Here is a 14,205-nt window from a genome sequence, read left to right as displayed (position 1 = left end):
CATGGGACTCCTCAAGACACGAGGCAAGAGCAAGGCGGCCGCCAAGGCGCGTCGTCACAACCGTCTCCGCAAGAAGATCACCGGCACCGAGGCTCGTCCCCGTCTCGCCGTCACCCGCTCGTCGCGTCACGTGTTCGTGCAGGTCATCGACGACTCGAAGGGTCACACCCTCGCCAGCGCCTCGACGATGGAGGCAGACCTCCGCTCGTTCGACGGCGACAAGACCGCCAAGGCCCGTCGCGTCGGTGAGCTCCTCGCCGAGCGCGCGAAGTCGGCTGGCGTCGAGGCCGTGGTCTTCGACCGCGGTGGCAGCAAGTACGCCGGTCGCGTCGCCGCGATCGCCGATGGTGCCCGTGAAGGAGGGCTGAACCTGTGAGCGACAACGCGAACACCAACGAAGACGCCAAGACCGAGGCCGTCGAGGCCACGGCAACCGAGGCCGTCGAGACCACCGAGGCGAGCACGGAGGCCACGGCCACCGAGGCGACCGCCGAGGGCGCCAAGACCGGCAAGGAGGCGGAGGCACCTGCCGTCGCCGAGCGTCCGGTCGAGACCGCCGCGGGCTCCGCGTCCAACAACCGCGACTCCGCCGACAACCGTGGCCGTCGTGGTGGCGGTCGTGACCGTCAGCAGGGCCGCGACCGCAACAACCGCGGTGGCGACAGCCAGTTCCTCGAGCGCGTGGTGACCATCAACCGCGTCTCGAAGGTCGTCAAGGGTGGTCGTCGCTTCAGCTTCACGGCGCTCGTCGTCGTCGGTGACGGCAACGGCCTCGTGGGCGTCGGCTACGGCAAGGCCAAGGAGGTCCCCACGGCGATCTCCAAGGGTGTCGAAGAGGCGAAGAAGAACTTCTTCCGCGTCCCCCGCGTCGGCAACACGATCCCGCACCCGGTGCAGGGTGAAGCCGCCGCTGGCGTCGTCCTCCTGCGCCCGGCCGGCCCCGGTACCGGTGTCATCGCCGGTGGTCCGGTCCGCGCCGTGCTCGAGTGCGCCGGCATCCACGACGTCCTGAGCAAGTCGCTCGGCTCGTCGAACACCATCAACATCGTGCACGCGACCGTCGAGGCCCTGAAGCAGCTCGAGGAGCCCCGCGCCGTCGCGAGCCGTCGTGGCCTCGACGTCGAGCGGGTCGTCCCGGCCCGTCTGCTCCAGGCCGAGGCCGCAGCCCTGCGTGCCGCGACCGAGAAGGCAGGTGCGTGATGGCGATGCTGAAGATCACGCAGATCAAGTCCGTTATCAGCGAGAAGCAGTACCAGCGCGACACCCTGCGCAGCCTGGGCCTCAAGCGCATCGGCCGTTCGGTCGAGCGTGAGGACAACTCCCAGAACCGCGGGTACATCGCGACGGTGGCGCACCTCGTGAAGGTCGAGGAGGTCGACGCATGAGCGACGAGAAGAACGAGCGCGTGCAGGTGCTGAAGCTGCACCACCTCCGTCCTGCAGAGGGTGCCAAGAAGGACCGCACCCGCGTGGGTCGCGGTGAGGGCTCGAAGGGCAAGACCGCTGGGCGTGGTACCAAGGGCACGAAGGCCCGTTACCAGGTCCGGGTCGGCTTCGAGGGTGGGCAGATGCCGCTGCACATGCGCACCCCGAAGCTCCGTGGGTTCAAGAACCCGTTCCGGGTCGAGTACCAGGTCGTGAACCTGGACAAGATCTCGGAGCTCTACCCCGACGGTGGCGACGTCACCGTTGCGGGCCTGGTCGCCAAGGGCGCCGTCCGCAAGAACGAGAAGGTCAAGGTTCTCGGTCAGGGTGACATCACCGTGAAGATCACGGTCACGGTCGACAAGGTCTCGGCGTCCGCCGCTGAGAAGATCGTGGCTGCTGGCGGCACCGTCTCCCAGTAACCCCCGTCGGCGGCCCGTGCGTTTGCGCACGGGCCGCCGTTACGGTTTCCTTGACAGTGGCCGGCATCCGCCAGCCGGGTCGGCCCTGCCGACCGAAACCGGTCCGGCCGCGATCGACGGCCCCGGTCCCACAAGTTCGGAGTCATCGTGTTCAGAGCGGTCGCGCGCATCATGCGCACCCCTGATCTTCGCAAGAAGATCGGCTTCACCCTCGCGATCATCGCGCTGTTCCGTCTCGGGTCGTACATCCCGGCACCGTTCGTCGACTACGCCGCCGTGCAGAGCTGTCTCGCCAGCGCGTCGTCCTCCGGCGGCCTCTACGACCTGATCAACCTCTTCTCCGGCGGCGCGCTGCTGAAGCTCTCGGTCTTCGCGCTCGGCATCATGCCGTACATCACCTCGTCGATCATCGTGCAGCTCCTGCGTGTGGTCATCCCGCACTTCGACACCCTCTACAAGGAGGGCCAGTCCGGCCAGGCGAAGCTCACGCAGTACACGCGTTACCTCACGATCGCGCTCGGTGTCCTGCAGTCCACGACCCTGATCACGGTGGCCCGCTCCGGCGCGCTGTTCGGCACCAACGCCTCCGCGTCCTGCACGTCGATCATCTCGAACGACAGCTGGTACGCCATCATGCTGATGGTCGTCACGCTGACCGCCGGTACCGGCCTCATCATGTGGATGGGCGAGCTCGTCACCGAGCGCGGCATCGGCAACGGCATGTCGCTCCTGATCTTCACGTCGATCGCGGCGCAGTTCCCGTCGGCGCTCTGGGCGATCGAGCAGTCGCAGTCGTTCGAGCTGTTCCTGTTCGTGATCCTGGTCGGACTCGTGATCATGATGGCCGTCGTGTTCGTCGAGCAGTCACAGCGGCGGATCCCCGTGCAGTACGCCAAGCGCATGGTCGGGCGGCGGACGTACGGCGGCAACAACACCTACATCCCGATCAAGGTGAACATGGCCGGTGTCGTGCCCGTCATCTTCGCCTCGTCGCTGCTGTACCTGCCGGCCCTGATCGCGCAGTTCAACCAGCCGTCGGACGGCTCCGAGCCCGCCGCATGGGTGACCTGGATCCAGAACAACCTGACCTCGGGTGACAACTGGTTCTACATGGTCCTGTACTTCCTGCTCATCGTCGGGTTCACGTACTTCTACGTGGCGATCACCTTCAACCCCGAAGAGGTCGCCGACAACATGAAGAAGTACGGCGGGTTCATCCCCGGCATCCGTGCCGGTCGTCCGACCGCCGAGTACCTCGACTACGTCCTCACCCGGGTGACGCTGCCCGGCTCGCTCTACCTCGGTCTCATCGCGCTCATCCCGCTGGCAGCACTGGCGCTGTTCGGCGCGAACCAGAACTTCCCGTTCGGTGGCGCGAGCATCCTGATCATCGTCGGTGTCGGTCTCGAGACCGTGAAGCAGATCGACTCGCAGCTGCAGCAGCGTCACTACGAAGGGCTTCTCCGTTGAGCGCACGTCTCATCATCGTCGGACCTCCCGGAGCCGGGAAGGGCACCCAGGCCGGCCGCATCGCCGATTCCCTCGGGATCCCTGCGATCTCGACCGGGGACATCTTCCGCAAGAACGTGGCAGAGGGCACGCCCCTCGGTGTGCAGGCGAAGGCGATCATGGACGCCGGTGACTACGTCCCGGACTCCCTGACGAACGAGCTCGTGAAGTCCCGCCTGCAGGAGCCCGACGCCGAGCACGGCTTCCTGCTGGACGGCTACCCGCGTACGGTCGGCCAGGTCGAGTACCTCGACGCACTGCTCGCTGAGCAGGGCACCGGGATCGACGCCGTGGTGCAGCTCGTCGCCGACCAGGACGAGCTCGTCGGTCGCCTGCTCAAGCGCGCAGAGGACCAGGGCCGCAGCGACGACAACGAGGAGACGATCCGTCGTCGCCAGCAGGTGTACGTCGAGCAGACGGCGCCCATCGTGGCGGCGTACGGCGAGCGTGGCCTCGTGGTCGACGTCGACGGCCTCGGCGCCATCGACGAGGTCGGCGACCGCATCCAGGCCGCGCTGGCGGGCCGCGGGCTCTCCGCGACCGTCTGACCAGCGTGGTGCGGTTCAAGAAGCCCTCGATCTACAAGACTCCGGACGAGCTCCGGGCGATGGTCCGGCCGGGCCTGCTGACCGCCGAGGCGCTCGACGCGGTCCGTGCAGCGATCCGACCGGGCATCACCACCGGCGAACTCGACGCGATCGCGGAGCGCACCATCCGTGACGGCGGCGGGGTCCCGAACTTCCAGCTCGTGCCCGGCTACCGCCACACGCTGTGCGTGTCGGTGAACGACGAGATCGTGCACGGGATCCCCGGTGACCGCGTGCTCGCGCCCGGTGACATCGTGTCGGTGGACGCCGGCGCCGAGGTCGACGGCTGGAACGGCGACAGCGCGTTCACGACCGTCGTGCCCGGTGGCGACGCAGCGGTCACCGCGGCCCGGCAGACGCTCTGCGACACGACGGAGCGGTCGCTGTGGCACGGCATCGCCGCGCTCGCCCACGCGACGAACCTGCACGAGGTCGGCTCCGCCGTGGAGGACGCGATCGACGAGACCGGGGCGTGGGGCATCGTCGAGGACTACACCGGCCACGGCATCGGCCGGTCGATGCACGAGGACCCGCCGGTCTTCAACTACCGCGTCCGTGGTGCCGGCCCTGCGGTCAAGCCGGGGCTGGTTGTCGCCATCGAGCCCATGGTCACGGCCGGCACGATCGACAGCTCGACGGACGACGACGACTGGACCGTCCGCACCCTCGACGGCTCCGACGCCGCGCACTGGGAGCACAGCGTGGCAGTGCACGCGGGCGGTGTCTGGGTGCTCACGGCCGCCGACGGCGGCGCTCGGGGACTGGCCCCGCTGGGTGTGACGCCCGTCCCGATCCCGTAGGACGGGCCTCCAGTCCGCATGCGGTGCCCACGCTGGCTCGCAGGATGCGACGGCCAGGAGGCCCGGCTGACGTCCGCCGCGTCGACCACGTCGCGCGGATCCACCGGACCGGTGCCTGGCGCACGCCGTGGCGTCGCGTCAGTTGCCGACGGAGCAGGTCTCCTCGGAGGCGCTCTGCCCGGTGATCGACGAGGGCAGCGGCGTCGCCGATGCGGTCGGCGTCCGCGTGGCGGCCGCGCTCGGCGTCGCTGACGGCGTGCCGGCGGACGACGAGGTCCCGGTTCCACCAGAGGAGCCGGACGATCCCGAGGAGCCGGACGACCCGGCGCCGCTCGACGTCCCGCCGCTCGACGGCGACTCCTCGGACGCGCGACCGGTGCTCGAGTCGCTCAGCGAGGACCGGACGTCGTTCTGCAGCGCCACGTTCAGGGTGTGGGCCGTCTCCTGGTCGACGATCACCCGGGCGCTGTCCGCCGGATCATCGGCAACCGGGTACTGCACGAAGAGCATGTTGGCCGTGCTCATCCCGCGCAGCGCCGCGGCGAGCTTGACCAGGGTGCCGGTCTGGGCCAGGCCGTCGGACAGCGTCATGTTGGACAGGGCGGCGCCCGCCAGCTTGTAGAGCGTGATGGGGTTCGAGAGCGTGCCGTCCGAGGTGACCTTGCGAAGGAGCGCCGACAGGAACACCTGCTGCGAGCTGATGCGGGCGAGGTCGCTGCCGTCGCCCACCCCGTGGCGAGTGCGCAGGAAGGCCAGGGCGTCCGAGCCCTCGAGGGAGTGCGAGCCCGTCGTCAGGTGCAGGCCGGTGAACGTGTCGTCGATCGGCTCGGCGACGCAGACGTCCACGCCGCCGAGGGCGTTCGACATCTCGATCACGCCGTCGAAGGTGATGAGCCCGGCGTAGGGGATGCTCAGACCGGTCAGGTTCTCGACGGTGTCCACGACGCAGGAGACGCCGCCGTTGCCGAGTGCGGTGTTGAACATCGCCGAGGTGGACGCGGGGTAGGTCGTGCCGGTCGCGGGATTCGTGCAGGCCGGGATGGGGACCATCAGGTCCCTGGGGAAGCTGACCGCGGTGAGCTGCTGGTGGTCCGCCGAGATGTGAATGAGCATCGTGACGTCGTTCCGGGCACCCTCGACGTCCTCGTCGGAGTCGAACTGGCCGACCCGGGTGTCGCTGCCGATGAGCAGGATGTTCGCCCCGCCCTTGATCGCCGAGATGTCCGCGGTCTTGGCGGTGCTCTGGTCGTCGGTGCTCAGCGCGACGGTCTGCGGCGCGGTGGCGAGCTGCGCCCCGGCGATCGCGGCGACGCTCGTGCCGCTGACGAGCAGGACGGCCACGGCGGAGGCGACGACGGTGACGAGCGTGCCCCAGCCCCGGCGACGGGCCTGCTTGCCGTGGCTGGCGAAGGGGCGTCGGGTGGCGTCGGGCACGTGTTCTCCGTTCGGTGGTCCGGCGCGAGCTGCTGGTGCGACGGACGTGGCTGCGGAGCAAAACTACGGTTCGCGCGCAAGTGCGCGCCCGGAGCGCGCCGTCAAACCACTGTGGAACGCTCAGGCACGGCTCCGGAAGCCCCAGACGTGGGGTGTTCCGCGCCCCCACTTGGCAATTGCGGGTTTACCACATAAGATCGATCTTTGGTGTGTCATGCCCTCTCGGGTGTGGCGACCGACCCGCAGACCGGTTCGGGGATCACACCTGTTCCACAACCAAGCGACAGTGAGGCTATGGCCAAGAAAGACGGCGTCATCGAGATCGAAGGCTCGGTGCTCGAAGCTCTGCCCAACGCGATGTTCCGCGTTGAGCTGACGAACGGACACAAGGTCCTCGCGCACATCTCCGGGAAGATGCGCCAGCACTACATCCGCATCCTCCCCGAGGACCGCGTGATCGTGGAGCTGAGCCCGTACGACCTGACCCGCGGCCGGATCGTCTACCGCTACAAGTGATCCGCGAGCTGGAAAGGAACGGCACGGCAATCCTGCCGAGCACGAAGCCAGCGAGCACGAGGAAAGAACCATGAAGGTCAACCCCAGCGTCAAGCCCATCTGCGAACACTGCCGTGTGATTCGCCGCAAGGGCCGCGTCATGGTGATCTGCAAGAGCAACCCGCGTCACAAGCAGCGCCAGGGCTAGTCCCGGGCGCGTGACCGGCGCCGACGGTGTCCATCGGACACCAGGCTGCTCGAGCACGACCCACAACTGAAGATCGACAACGCAGTACCAGAACCCGGTCGCACGACGGCCGGGGGACACCTCGGGGCGGAGGCCCGAGCACCGGTACTGCGCCACACCTCCATCGACAACAGGAGCAGCCATCACATGGCACGTCTAGCAGGCGTCGACATCCCGCGCGAGAAGCGCGTGGAGATCGCACTCACGTACATCTACGGCGTCGGCCGTACCCGCGCCGTCCAGGCACTGACGGAGACCGGTATCTCCGGTGACATCCGCGTCAAGGACCTGACCGACGACCAGCTCGTCGCCCTCCGTGACTTCATCGAGGGCAACTTCAAGGTCGAGGGTGACCTCCGCCGTGAGGTCGCCGCCGACATCCGCCGCAAGGTCGAGATCGGCAGCTACGAGGGTCTTCGCCACCGTCGTGGTCTCCCGGTGCGCGGTCAGCGCACCAAGACCAACGCTCGTACCCGCAAGGGACCGAAGCGCACCGTGGCAGGCAAGAAGAAGGCTCGATAGGAGACCCCGATGGCTACCCCCAAGACTGCCGCGCGCAAGCCGCGCCGCAAGGAGAAGAAGAACGTCGCCGTGGGCCAGGCCCACATCAAGAGCACGTTCAACAACACGATCGTCAGCATCACCGACCCGTCGGGTGCCGTCCTCAGCTGGGCGTCCTCGGGTGCCGTGGGCTTCAAGGGTTCGCGCAAGTCGACGCCGTTCGCGGCGCAGCTCGCCGCCGAGTCCGCTGCGCGTCAGGCGCAGGAGCACGGCGTCAAGAAGGTCGACGTCTTCGTGAAGGGCCCGGGTTCGGGTCGCGAGACCGCGATCCGCTCCCTCCAGGCCGCTGGCCTCGAGGTCGGCTCGATCAACGACGTCACGCCGCAGGCGCACAACGGGTGCCGCCCGCCCAAGCGCCGTCGCGTCTGACGCGAGGAGCAACCGGCCGCGCCCTGCTCGTCCCCTGACCGGATCCGTTCCGGCGAGGGCGGGCAGGGCCCGCGGCCATTCCTGGTCGTTCGATCGCGCACGTGTGTGCGCGTGATCACAACTCAACAGACCCGTCGGGGCCCATGCGGCCCCGTCGTACCGCCAAGTGTCATATAGCGGACACTTCGCCGAAAGGAATCCCACAGTGCTCATTGCACAGCGCCCCACCCTGACCGAGGAGCCGATCTCCGAGCACCGCTCGCGCTTCGTCATCGAGCCGCTCGAGCCGGGCTTCGGTTACACCCTCGGCAACTCGCTGCGCCGCACGCTCCTCTCCTCGATCCCCGGCGCGGCTGTCACCAGCATCCGCATCGACGGCGTCCTCCACGAGTTCAGCACCGTTCCCGGTGTCAAGGAAGACGTCACCGAGATCATCCTCAACATCAAGAGCCTGGTCGTCTCCAGCGAGCACGACGAGCCCATCACGGCGTACCTGCGCAAGCAGGGTGCCGGTCAGGTCACCGCAGCGGACATCTCCGCTCCGGCCGGCGTCGAGATCCACAACCCGGAACTCGTCATCGCGACCCTGAACGACACCGCACGCTTCGAGCTCGAGCTCACGATCGAGCGTGGCCGTGGCTACGTCTCGGCGACGCAGAACCGTTCCGAGTTCAGCGAAGCCGGTCAGATCCCGATCGACTCGATCTACTCGCCGGTCCTCAAGGTCACCTACCGCGTCGAGGCGACGCGTGCCGGTGAGCGCACGGACTTCGACCGCCTGGTCGTCGACGTCGAAGCGAAGCCGGCCATCACGCCGCGTGACGCCATCGCGTCGGCTGGTCGCACGCTGGTCGAGCTGTTCGGGCTCGCTCGCGAGCTCAACACGGCGGCCGAGGGCATCGAGATCGGCCCCGCGCCGGTCGACGCCGTGCTCTCGAACGAACTGCAGACCCCGATCGAGGACCTCGACCTGTCGGTCCGCAGCTACAACTGCCTGAAGCGGGAGGGCATCAACACGGTGTCCGAGCTCGTCGCCCTCTCGGAGACGCAGCTCATGAACATCCGCAACTTCGGTCAGAAGTCGGTGGACGAGGTCAAGGACAAGCTCACCGAGCTCGGCCTGTCCCTCAAGGACACCGTCCCCGGATTCGACGGCGCCCACTTCTACAGCGGGTACGACGAGGACGAGTCCAACAACTGACCTCGCGCTCACGCGCACGCGCGCTGACACCGCGCGCACCACTTTCACCACTGGAGAACTGACATGCCGAAGCCCACCAAGGGCCCCCGCCTCGGTGGCGGTCCCGCCCACGAGCGCCTGCTCCTGAGCAACCTCGCCAACGCCCTCTTCACGCACGGTCGCATCACGACCACCGAGACGAAGGCCAAGCGCCTCCGCCCGGTCGCCGAGCGTCTCATCACGTTCGCGAAGCGCGGCGACCTGCACGCGCGTCGTCGTGTGATCAGCATCCTGCGCGACAAGTCCGTCGTGCACACGCTGTTCACCGAGATCGCCCCCCAGGTCGAGGACCGCCAGGGCGGCTACACCCGCATCACGAAGCTCGGCTTCCGCAAGGGCGACAACGCCCCGCTGGCGTCGATCGAGCTCGTCCTCGAGCCCGTCTCGAGCACGCCCGCTCCGGTCAAGCGCAACTCGGCTCCGGCCGCTGCTGCCGCCCCGATCGACGAGCCCGCCGCTGACGAGACCACCGAGGAGGCCCCGGTCGAGGAGACCGAGACCACCGAGGAGTCCGCACCGGTCGAGACCGAGTCCGAGACCGAGGCTGCTGCCGAGGTCGAGGCCGACGCCGCCGAGAAGTCGGACGACGCCGACACCAAGTAGTCCGGTGCCCTCCGGGGCGCTGCACCACCACGAGGAAGCCCCCGCGACCCAGGTCGCGGGGGCTTCCTCGTGTTCGCAGAGCGGACGGCAGCTGCGGCGTGCCGCGTACGGTGGCCGATCACCAGGACAGGGAAGGAAGTCATGGCGTTCCAGCACGTTGCGGGTCTGGGGACCCGGGTCTGGCGGTGGAGCCGGACCTCGGGCACGCAGCCGCGCCTGCTGCACGCGGGCAAGGCCGCGGCCGCTGCGGTGATCGCCTGGTTCGTGGCGCAGCACATCCCGGGCGTCGCGGCCGAGTACCCGTACTACGCACCACTCGGCGCCGTCGTCGCGATGCAGACCACGGTGTTCGCGGGCATCCGGAGCGGTGTGCAGACGCTGGTCGGGATCGCCCTCGGCATCCTCATCGCCGCGTTCACGATGTGGATCGGCGACCCGGGCTTCCTCGCGATCGCGCTCGCGGTCGGCGTCGGTGTCCTGGTCGGCGGGTTCCGCGTGCTGGGCGAGGGCAGCTCGTGGGTGTCCACCGCGGCGCTCTTCGTCCTGCTCGTCGGCGGCGCGCACGCCGAGGGCTACTCGCTCGGGTACCTCGTGCAGATGGCCGTGGGTGTCGTCGTCGGGCTGCTCGTCAACTTCCTGGTGTTCCCGCCGCTGCACTTCTGGGACGCTGAATACCGCATCGACACGGTGAACGGCGTGCTGGCGGACCACCTCGACGGTCTGGCCACCGTGCTCGAGGAGGGCAAGCGCGACGAGAAGGCGTGGGACCACCAGCAGGACCGTCTGGACCGTGCGATCGCGGACGTGCGGTCGCGGGTGGCGATCGCGCACGAGAGTCGTCGGCTCAACCCCCGTGGTGCGCTGCGCGGGTCCCGAGCGCGGCTGCAGAAGGACGGTGGACGCTTCCGTGCACTGGAGCGGGTCGCCTGGTACACGACCGACCTCACCGAACTCGTGGCACGCTCCGGCCCGGTGTCCGAGGGCGTCGGTCGTCCGGATCCGGCGTTCGCCACCCCCATCGCCGAGGCACTGCGGCAGATCGCCAACACGATCCGTGGCGACTCCCCGGAGGACCAGGCCGAAGAGGCCATCGCACGACTCGAGCGCGCGCTCGACGCATCACGTGAGAACCCCTCGCACGTCGCGGTCACCTCGGCTGCGCTCGTCGCACTGCGCGGGATCGTCGAGTCGGAACGACGGGCCACCGACGACCTCGACACCCGGACCGGTCCGTCGGCGTTCGGTCGTCCGCGCGGCTGAGTGACCGGCACGTGCGCGGTCGTCCGTAGACTCGCCCTCGTGACCGACCGCCCCCGCATCGCCGTCCTCGGTCCGATCACCGTGGACGACGCCGACGGCGCCCCGACCGCGGTGCCGGGGGCGCTCGCCAGGGTGTTCCTGACAGCGCTCGTGCTCGCACGCGGCAACGCGCTGACGAGCGAGTCCCTGATCGAGGACCTGTGGCCGAACGAACGGCCGCGCGGTGCGCGAGCTGCACTGCAGGCGCTCGTCTCGCGACTGCGCCGGGGAGTCGCGGACGGCATCGTCGTGTCCACGAGCACCGGGTACGCGCTCGGTGGCGGTCCGGACGACATCGACCTGTTCCGAGCCGAACAGGCACTCGGCAACGGTGACCGCGCGGCCGTCTCCGCCGCACTGGGCCTCTGGCGCGGTGACCCCGGGGCGGACGTCGACGGGGAGCCGGGCACGGCGCTGGCCGACCGGGCGAACGCCGTCCGCCGCGGGCTCCGACGGGCGCTCGGCGCCGCTCTTTCCGACGACGGACACGCGGACGAGGCAGCCGAGGTGTGGGCAGCCGAGTCGCTCGCGAACCCCTTCGACGAGGTCGCAGCAGCCGGGGCGATGCGCTCCCTCGCCGCAGCGGGCCGAACCACTGAGGCGCTCACCGTGTTCGCGGCGCACCGGGACCGTCTCGCCGACGAACTCGGCGCCGACCCGTCGGCAGACCTGGTCCGTCTGAACGCCGACCTGCTCCGTCGGTCCGACGTGGCCGCCGGCACTGCGCGGCGCATCGGACTGCGGGCGGCGCCGAACGCGTTGGTCGGGCGACAGGACGACCTGGCCGCCGTGGGCGACCAGCTCTCGAAGAGCCGGCTGGTCACGATCCTCGGTGCCGGCGGACTCGGCAAGACCCGCCTGGCGCAGGCGGTCGCAGCCGCCCTGCCGCCGACGACCGGGGTCGTGGTCTTCGAGCTCGCGCCGCTCACCGCGGCGGAGGACATCGTCCCAGCGCTCGCCGCGCTGCTCGGAATCGGGGAGTTCCGATCGACCCGGTCGCTCCGGGACGCCGTCGCCGCGGACCTCGGATCGCGGGTCGTCCACGCCCTGGCCGACGGTCCCACCGTGCTCGTGCTCGACAACTGCGAGCACCTGGTCGCCGAGGTCGCGACCTTCGCAGCCGACCTGCTCGCGACGGTGCCGCAGCTCCGGATCCTCACGACCTCGCGGGCACCGCTGGCGATCGCCGGCGAGGTCGTGGCCCCCCTGGCACCCCTGCCGGTCGCCGCGGACGGCGCCGCCGTGCGCCTGTTCACCGAGCGGGCGCGGGCGGCGCGTCCGGGCGCGGTGCTGCCCGTGGACGCCGTTCGCCGGATCTGCACGCGGCTGGACGGATCGCCCCTGGCGATCGAACTCGCGGCCGCGCGGATCCGTGGCATGAGCACCGAGGAGATCGAGCGCCGACTCGACGACCGGTTCGCGCTGCTCCGCGGCGGCGACCGGAGTGCTCCCGAGCGGCACCGCACCCTCCTCGCGGTGATCGAGTGGAGCTGGCGATTGCTGAACGACGGTGCGCAGAACCTGCTGACCCGTCTCGCGCTGTTCCCGGACGGGCTGGCGGTCGACGCCGTCGAGTCGGTGACGCTGCCCGGACGCCGCGGAGAGGCGCTCGACGACCTCGCCGAGCTGGTCGAACAGTCCCTCGTGCAGCTGGTCGAGCACGTGGGCGAACCGGTGCGGTACCGGCTGCTCGAGACGGTCCGCGAGTTCGGAGCCGCACGGCTCCGGGATGCCGGGGCGACCGAGGACGTGCGGTCCGCCATGATCCGGTGGGGTCGCGGCTTCACCGCCGCCCGCAACCTGCTGACCATCACGGGCGAGCCGCAGCTCGAGTGCTTCCGGCAGGTCGGACGTGAGGCGGACAACATCGTCACGCTGTTGCGCTGGAGCCTGCGCGCCGGCGACGCATCCGCGGTCGCGCACCTCTTCGCCGCGCTCGCCGGGTACTGGTCGCTCCGAGGTGCGCACGGCGAGGTCGTCGCCCTCGGCCCGGACGTCGTGCCGCTGCTGGGCGGCACCGTCCCAGCGCCGGAGGACCGCAACGCCGTGGTGGTGGGCCTCGTCGTCGCCGGGGCGTCTGCCGCGTTCGGCGACCGGCGGACGGCTGCCCTCGCAGTGTCGGCCCTGCGGCGGGTGTCCGCCGGCGGCAGCACCGGGTACGCGGTCCTCGACGCACAGGCCGCGCTGGTGCTGACCCTTGGCCGGCCTGCCGACGGCAGTGCCCTGCTGGCCCGCCTGCGCGAGGACCCGGAGCCCGGGGTGGCGTGCCTGGCGAACATGCTCAGTGCGCCGCTGGCCGAGAACGACGGTGACACGGCCGTCGCCCTGCGGTACGCCCACCGCGCCGAAGCGCTCGCACGGATCAGCAACGACGCGTGGACCGCTGGGTCGACCGCCGTCACCGTCACGCAGCTGCTCGCACAGACCGGGCGCCACTCCGAGGCGTTGGCGGCCGCCGAGGCCGCGCGGGAGCAACTCGAACGGTTCGGCGCCGACGACGACCTGTACGAGATCGGATGGACGGTCGGGCTCTGCGCGGCGACGACCGGCGACGTGGCACGCGCCAGGGCCGTCGCCGACGACCTGCGGCAGCGGCCGTCGGAGGGCCGTGGCGGGTTCGACGGCGACCGGATGCAAATCGGCGTCCTCGCGACGGCGATCGCCGCCGAGTGCGCCCGGTACGAGGGCGACCTCGACGAGGCGGCGGCCGCATACGCCGCCGCCTGGGACGCGATCGCCCCGATCCGGAAGGAGACGCCGCACTGGAGCCTGATGGCGGGCGTGGCGCGGATCGCGGCTGCTGACGAGGCGGCGGTGAGCCGGACCGCCGGGAGCGCCCCGGGCCTCCCGGCCACCGATGTGGCGGTCGCGAGACGCCTGCGGGTCGGTGCGCTCGTGATGCTGCGCCTGCACCCGTGGTGGCTCGACCTCCCGGTCATCGGGACCACCCTGCTCGGGCTGGCGCTCGCCGCAGTCCGGACCGGTCAGTCGGACTTCGCTGCGCAGGCGTGGGGGGTGACTGCTCGGCTCGGGTCTCGGCAGGACTTCGGGGTGCTCGCGCACACCCGCATGCGGCCGTTGCTGGTGACCGCGCTCGGCGACGCGGCCGTGAAGGACGCCGAGACGGCCTCGGCCGGTTGGGACCGGGCCGAGGCCGTCTCGCGGGCGCGGGCGCTGCTCGAGCAGCTGCGCTTCAGCGACCACTGATCGTGCGG

General features: G+C 70.0%; 16 protein-coding genes. 15 read left to right on the top strand and 1 reads right to left on the bottom strand.

Annotation, left to right across the window (positions count from 1 at the left end; translation table 11 throughout):
* Nucleotide 1: 1 nt before the first annotated feature.
* From rplR to map, 7 genes are all read left to right on the top strand, one after another.
* On the top strand, nt 2-376 hold the full coding sequence (gene rplR / locus OE229_RS01450; protein ID WP_027466725.1) for a 50S ribosomal protein L18: 375 nt from the start codon (nt 2-4) through the stop codon (nt 374-376).
* The gene (gene rpsE, locus OE229_RS01445) at nt 373-1,200 is read left to right on the top strand and encodes a 30S ribosomal protein S5 (protein WP_182064357.1); all 828 of its coding nucleotides are present in this window, start codon (nt 373-375) and stop codon (nt 1,198-1,200) included. Before rplR ends, rpsE begins: the two co-directional genes overlap by 4 nt.
* The gene (rpmD, locus tag OE229_RS01440; protein ID WP_017885515.1) at nt 1,200-1,385 is read left to right on the top strand and encodes a 50S ribosomal protein L30; all 186 of its coding nucleotides are present in this window, start codon (nt 1,200-1,202) and stop codon (nt 1,383-1,385) included. The genes rpsE and rpmD overlap by 1 nt, the downstream gene beginning before the upstream one ends.
* Nucleotides 1,382-1,846, top strand: coding sequence for a 50S ribosomal protein L15 (gene rplO / locus OE229_RS01435; RefSeq protein WP_027466723.1), 465 nt, complete (start codon nt 1,382-1,384; stop codon nt 1,844-1,846). The genes rpmD and rplO overlap by 4 nt, the downstream gene beginning before the upstream one ends.
* 147 nt (nt 1,847-1,993) lie before the next feature.
* Entirely contained in the window at nt 1,994-3,316 is a 1,323-nt protein-coding gene (secY, locus tag OE229_RS01430; protein ID WP_027466722.1) for a preprotein translocase subunit SecY, read from the top strand.
* A complete protein-coding gene (locus OE229_RS01425; RefSeq protein WP_209134957.1) occupies nt 3,313-3,903 on the top strand; it encodes an adenylate kinase in 591 nt (196 codons plus the stop codon). The genes secY and OE229_RS01425 overlap by 4 nt, the downstream gene beginning before the upstream one ends.
* 5 nt (nt 3,904-3,908) lie before the next feature.
* On the top strand, nt 3,909-4,742 hold the full coding sequence (gene map, locus OE229_RS01420; RefSeq protein ID WP_371830597.1) for a type I methionyl aminopeptidase: 834 nt from the start codon (nt 3,909-3,911) through the stop codon (nt 4,740-4,742).
* Between the two features lie 138 nt (nt 4,743-4,880).
* On the opposite strand, the gene OE229_RS01415 is transcribed toward map, so the two are convergent.
* Nucleotides 4,881-6,176: an LCP family protein gene (locus OE229_RS01415; RefSeq protein ID WP_209134958.1), complete on the bottom strand. Its 1,296-nt coding sequence runs from the start codon at nt 6,174-6,176 to the stop codon at nt 4,881-4,883.
* A 294-nt stretch (nt 6,177-6,470) separates the two neighbouring features.
* Between OE229_RS01415 and infA the strand changes: the two genes are divergently transcribed.
* The 8 genes from infA to OE229_RS01375 all read left to right on the top strand — a co-directional run bounded on the left by infA (nt 6,471) and on the right by OE229_RS01375 (nt 14,197).
* Complete coding sequence (gene infA / locus OE229_RS01410; RefSeq protein ID WP_017885509.1) at nt 6,471-6,692, top strand: translation initiation factor IF-1; 222 nt, start codon at nt 6,471-6,473, stop codon at nt 6,690-6,692.
* Between the two features lie 70 nt (nt 6,693-6,762).
* Complete coding sequence (gene rpmJ, locus OE229_RS01405; RefSeq protein WP_022903266.1) at nt 6,763-6,879, top strand: 50S ribosomal protein L36; 117 nt, start codon at nt 6,763-6,765, stop codon at nt 6,877-6,879.
* Between the two features lie 186 nt (nt 6,880-7,065).
* On the top strand, nt 7,066-7,440 hold the full coding sequence (gene rpsM / locus OE229_RS01400) for a 30S ribosomal protein S13 (RefSeq protein ID WP_017885508.1): 375 nt from the start codon (nt 7,066-7,068) through the stop codon (nt 7,438-7,440).
* Between the two features lie 9 nt (nt 7,441-7,449).
* Entirely contained in the window at nt 7,450-7,848 is a 399-nt protein-coding gene (rpsK, locus tag OE229_RS01395) for a 30S ribosomal protein S11 (protein WP_017885507.1), read from the top strand.
* Nucleotides 7,849-8,053: 205 nt separating this feature from the next.
* On the top strand, nt 8,054-9,049 hold the full coding sequence (locus OE229_RS01390) for a DNA-directed RNA polymerase subunit alpha (RefSeq protein WP_017885506.1): 996 nt from the start codon (nt 8,054-8,056) through the stop codon (nt 9,047-9,049).
* 63 nt (nt 9,050-9,112) lie between these two features.
* Nucleotides 9,113-9,691 (top strand): 50S ribosomal protein L17, encoded by a 579-nt coding sequence (gene rplQ / locus OE229_RS01385; protein ID WP_262139410.1) that lies wholly within the window; start codon nt 9,113-9,115, stop codon nt 9,689-9,691.
* 141 nt (nt 9,692-9,832) lie between these two features.
* Nucleotides 9,833-10,951, top strand: coding sequence for an FUSC family protein (locus OE229_RS01380; protein WP_262139408.1), 1,119 nt, complete (start codon nt 9,833-9,835; stop codon nt 10,949-10,951).
* Nucleotides 10,952-10,990: 39 nt separating this feature from the next.
* Complete coding sequence (locus OE229_RS01375) at nt 10,991-14,197, top strand: BTAD domain-containing putative transcriptional regulator (protein ID WP_262139406.1); 3,207 nt, start codon at nt 10,991-10,993, stop codon at nt 14,195-14,197.
* Nucleotides 14,198-14,205 lie beyond the last annotated feature (8 nt).

The organism is Curtobacterium poinsettiae, assembly GCF_025677645.1.
Classification (GTDB): Bacteria; Actinomycetota; Actinomycetes; order Actinomycetales; family Microbacteriaceae; genus Curtobacterium; species Curtobacterium poinsettiae_A.
Note: the sequence above shows the minus strand (reverse complement) of the source record. Positions and strands in the feature narration are given on the sequence as shown.

Bases quoted from the DNA above. Each gene is read 5' to 3' on its own strand.
- rplO (WP_027466723.1), top strand. From the start codon at position 1,382: ATGAGCGACGAGAAGAACGAGCGCGTGCAGGTGCTGAAGCTGCACCAC.
- rplR (WP_027466725.1), top strand. From the start codon at position 2: ATGGGACTCCTCAAGACACGAGGCAAGAGCAAGGCGGCCGCCAAGGCG.
- rpsM (WP_017885508.1), top strand. From the start codon at position 7,066: ATGGCACGTCTAGCAGGCGTCGACATCCCGCGCGAGAAGCGCGTGGAG.
- rpsK (WP_017885507.1), top strand. From the start codon at position 7,450: ATGGCTACCCCCAAGACTGCCGCGCGCAAGCCGCGCCGCAAGGAGAAG.
- OE229_RS01380 (WP_262139408.1), top strand. From the start codon at position 9,833: ATGGCGTTCCAGCACGTTGCGGGTCTGGGGACCCGGGTCTGGCGGTGG.
- infA (WP_017885509.1), top strand. From the start codon at position 6,471: ATGGCCAAGAAAGACGGCGTCATCGAGATCGAAGGCTCGGTGCTCGAA.
- rplQ (WP_262139410.1), top strand. From the start codon at position 9,113: ATGCCGAAGCCCACCAAGGGCCCCCGCCTCGGTGGCGGTCCCGCCCAC.
- rpmJ (WP_022903266.1), top strand. From the start codon at position 6,763: ATGAAGGTCAACCCCAGCGTCAAGCCCATCTGCGAACACTGCCGTGTG.
- rpmD (WP_017885515.1), top strand. From the start codon at position 1,200: ATGGCGATGCTGAAGATCACGCAGATCAAGTCCGTTATCAGCGAGAAG.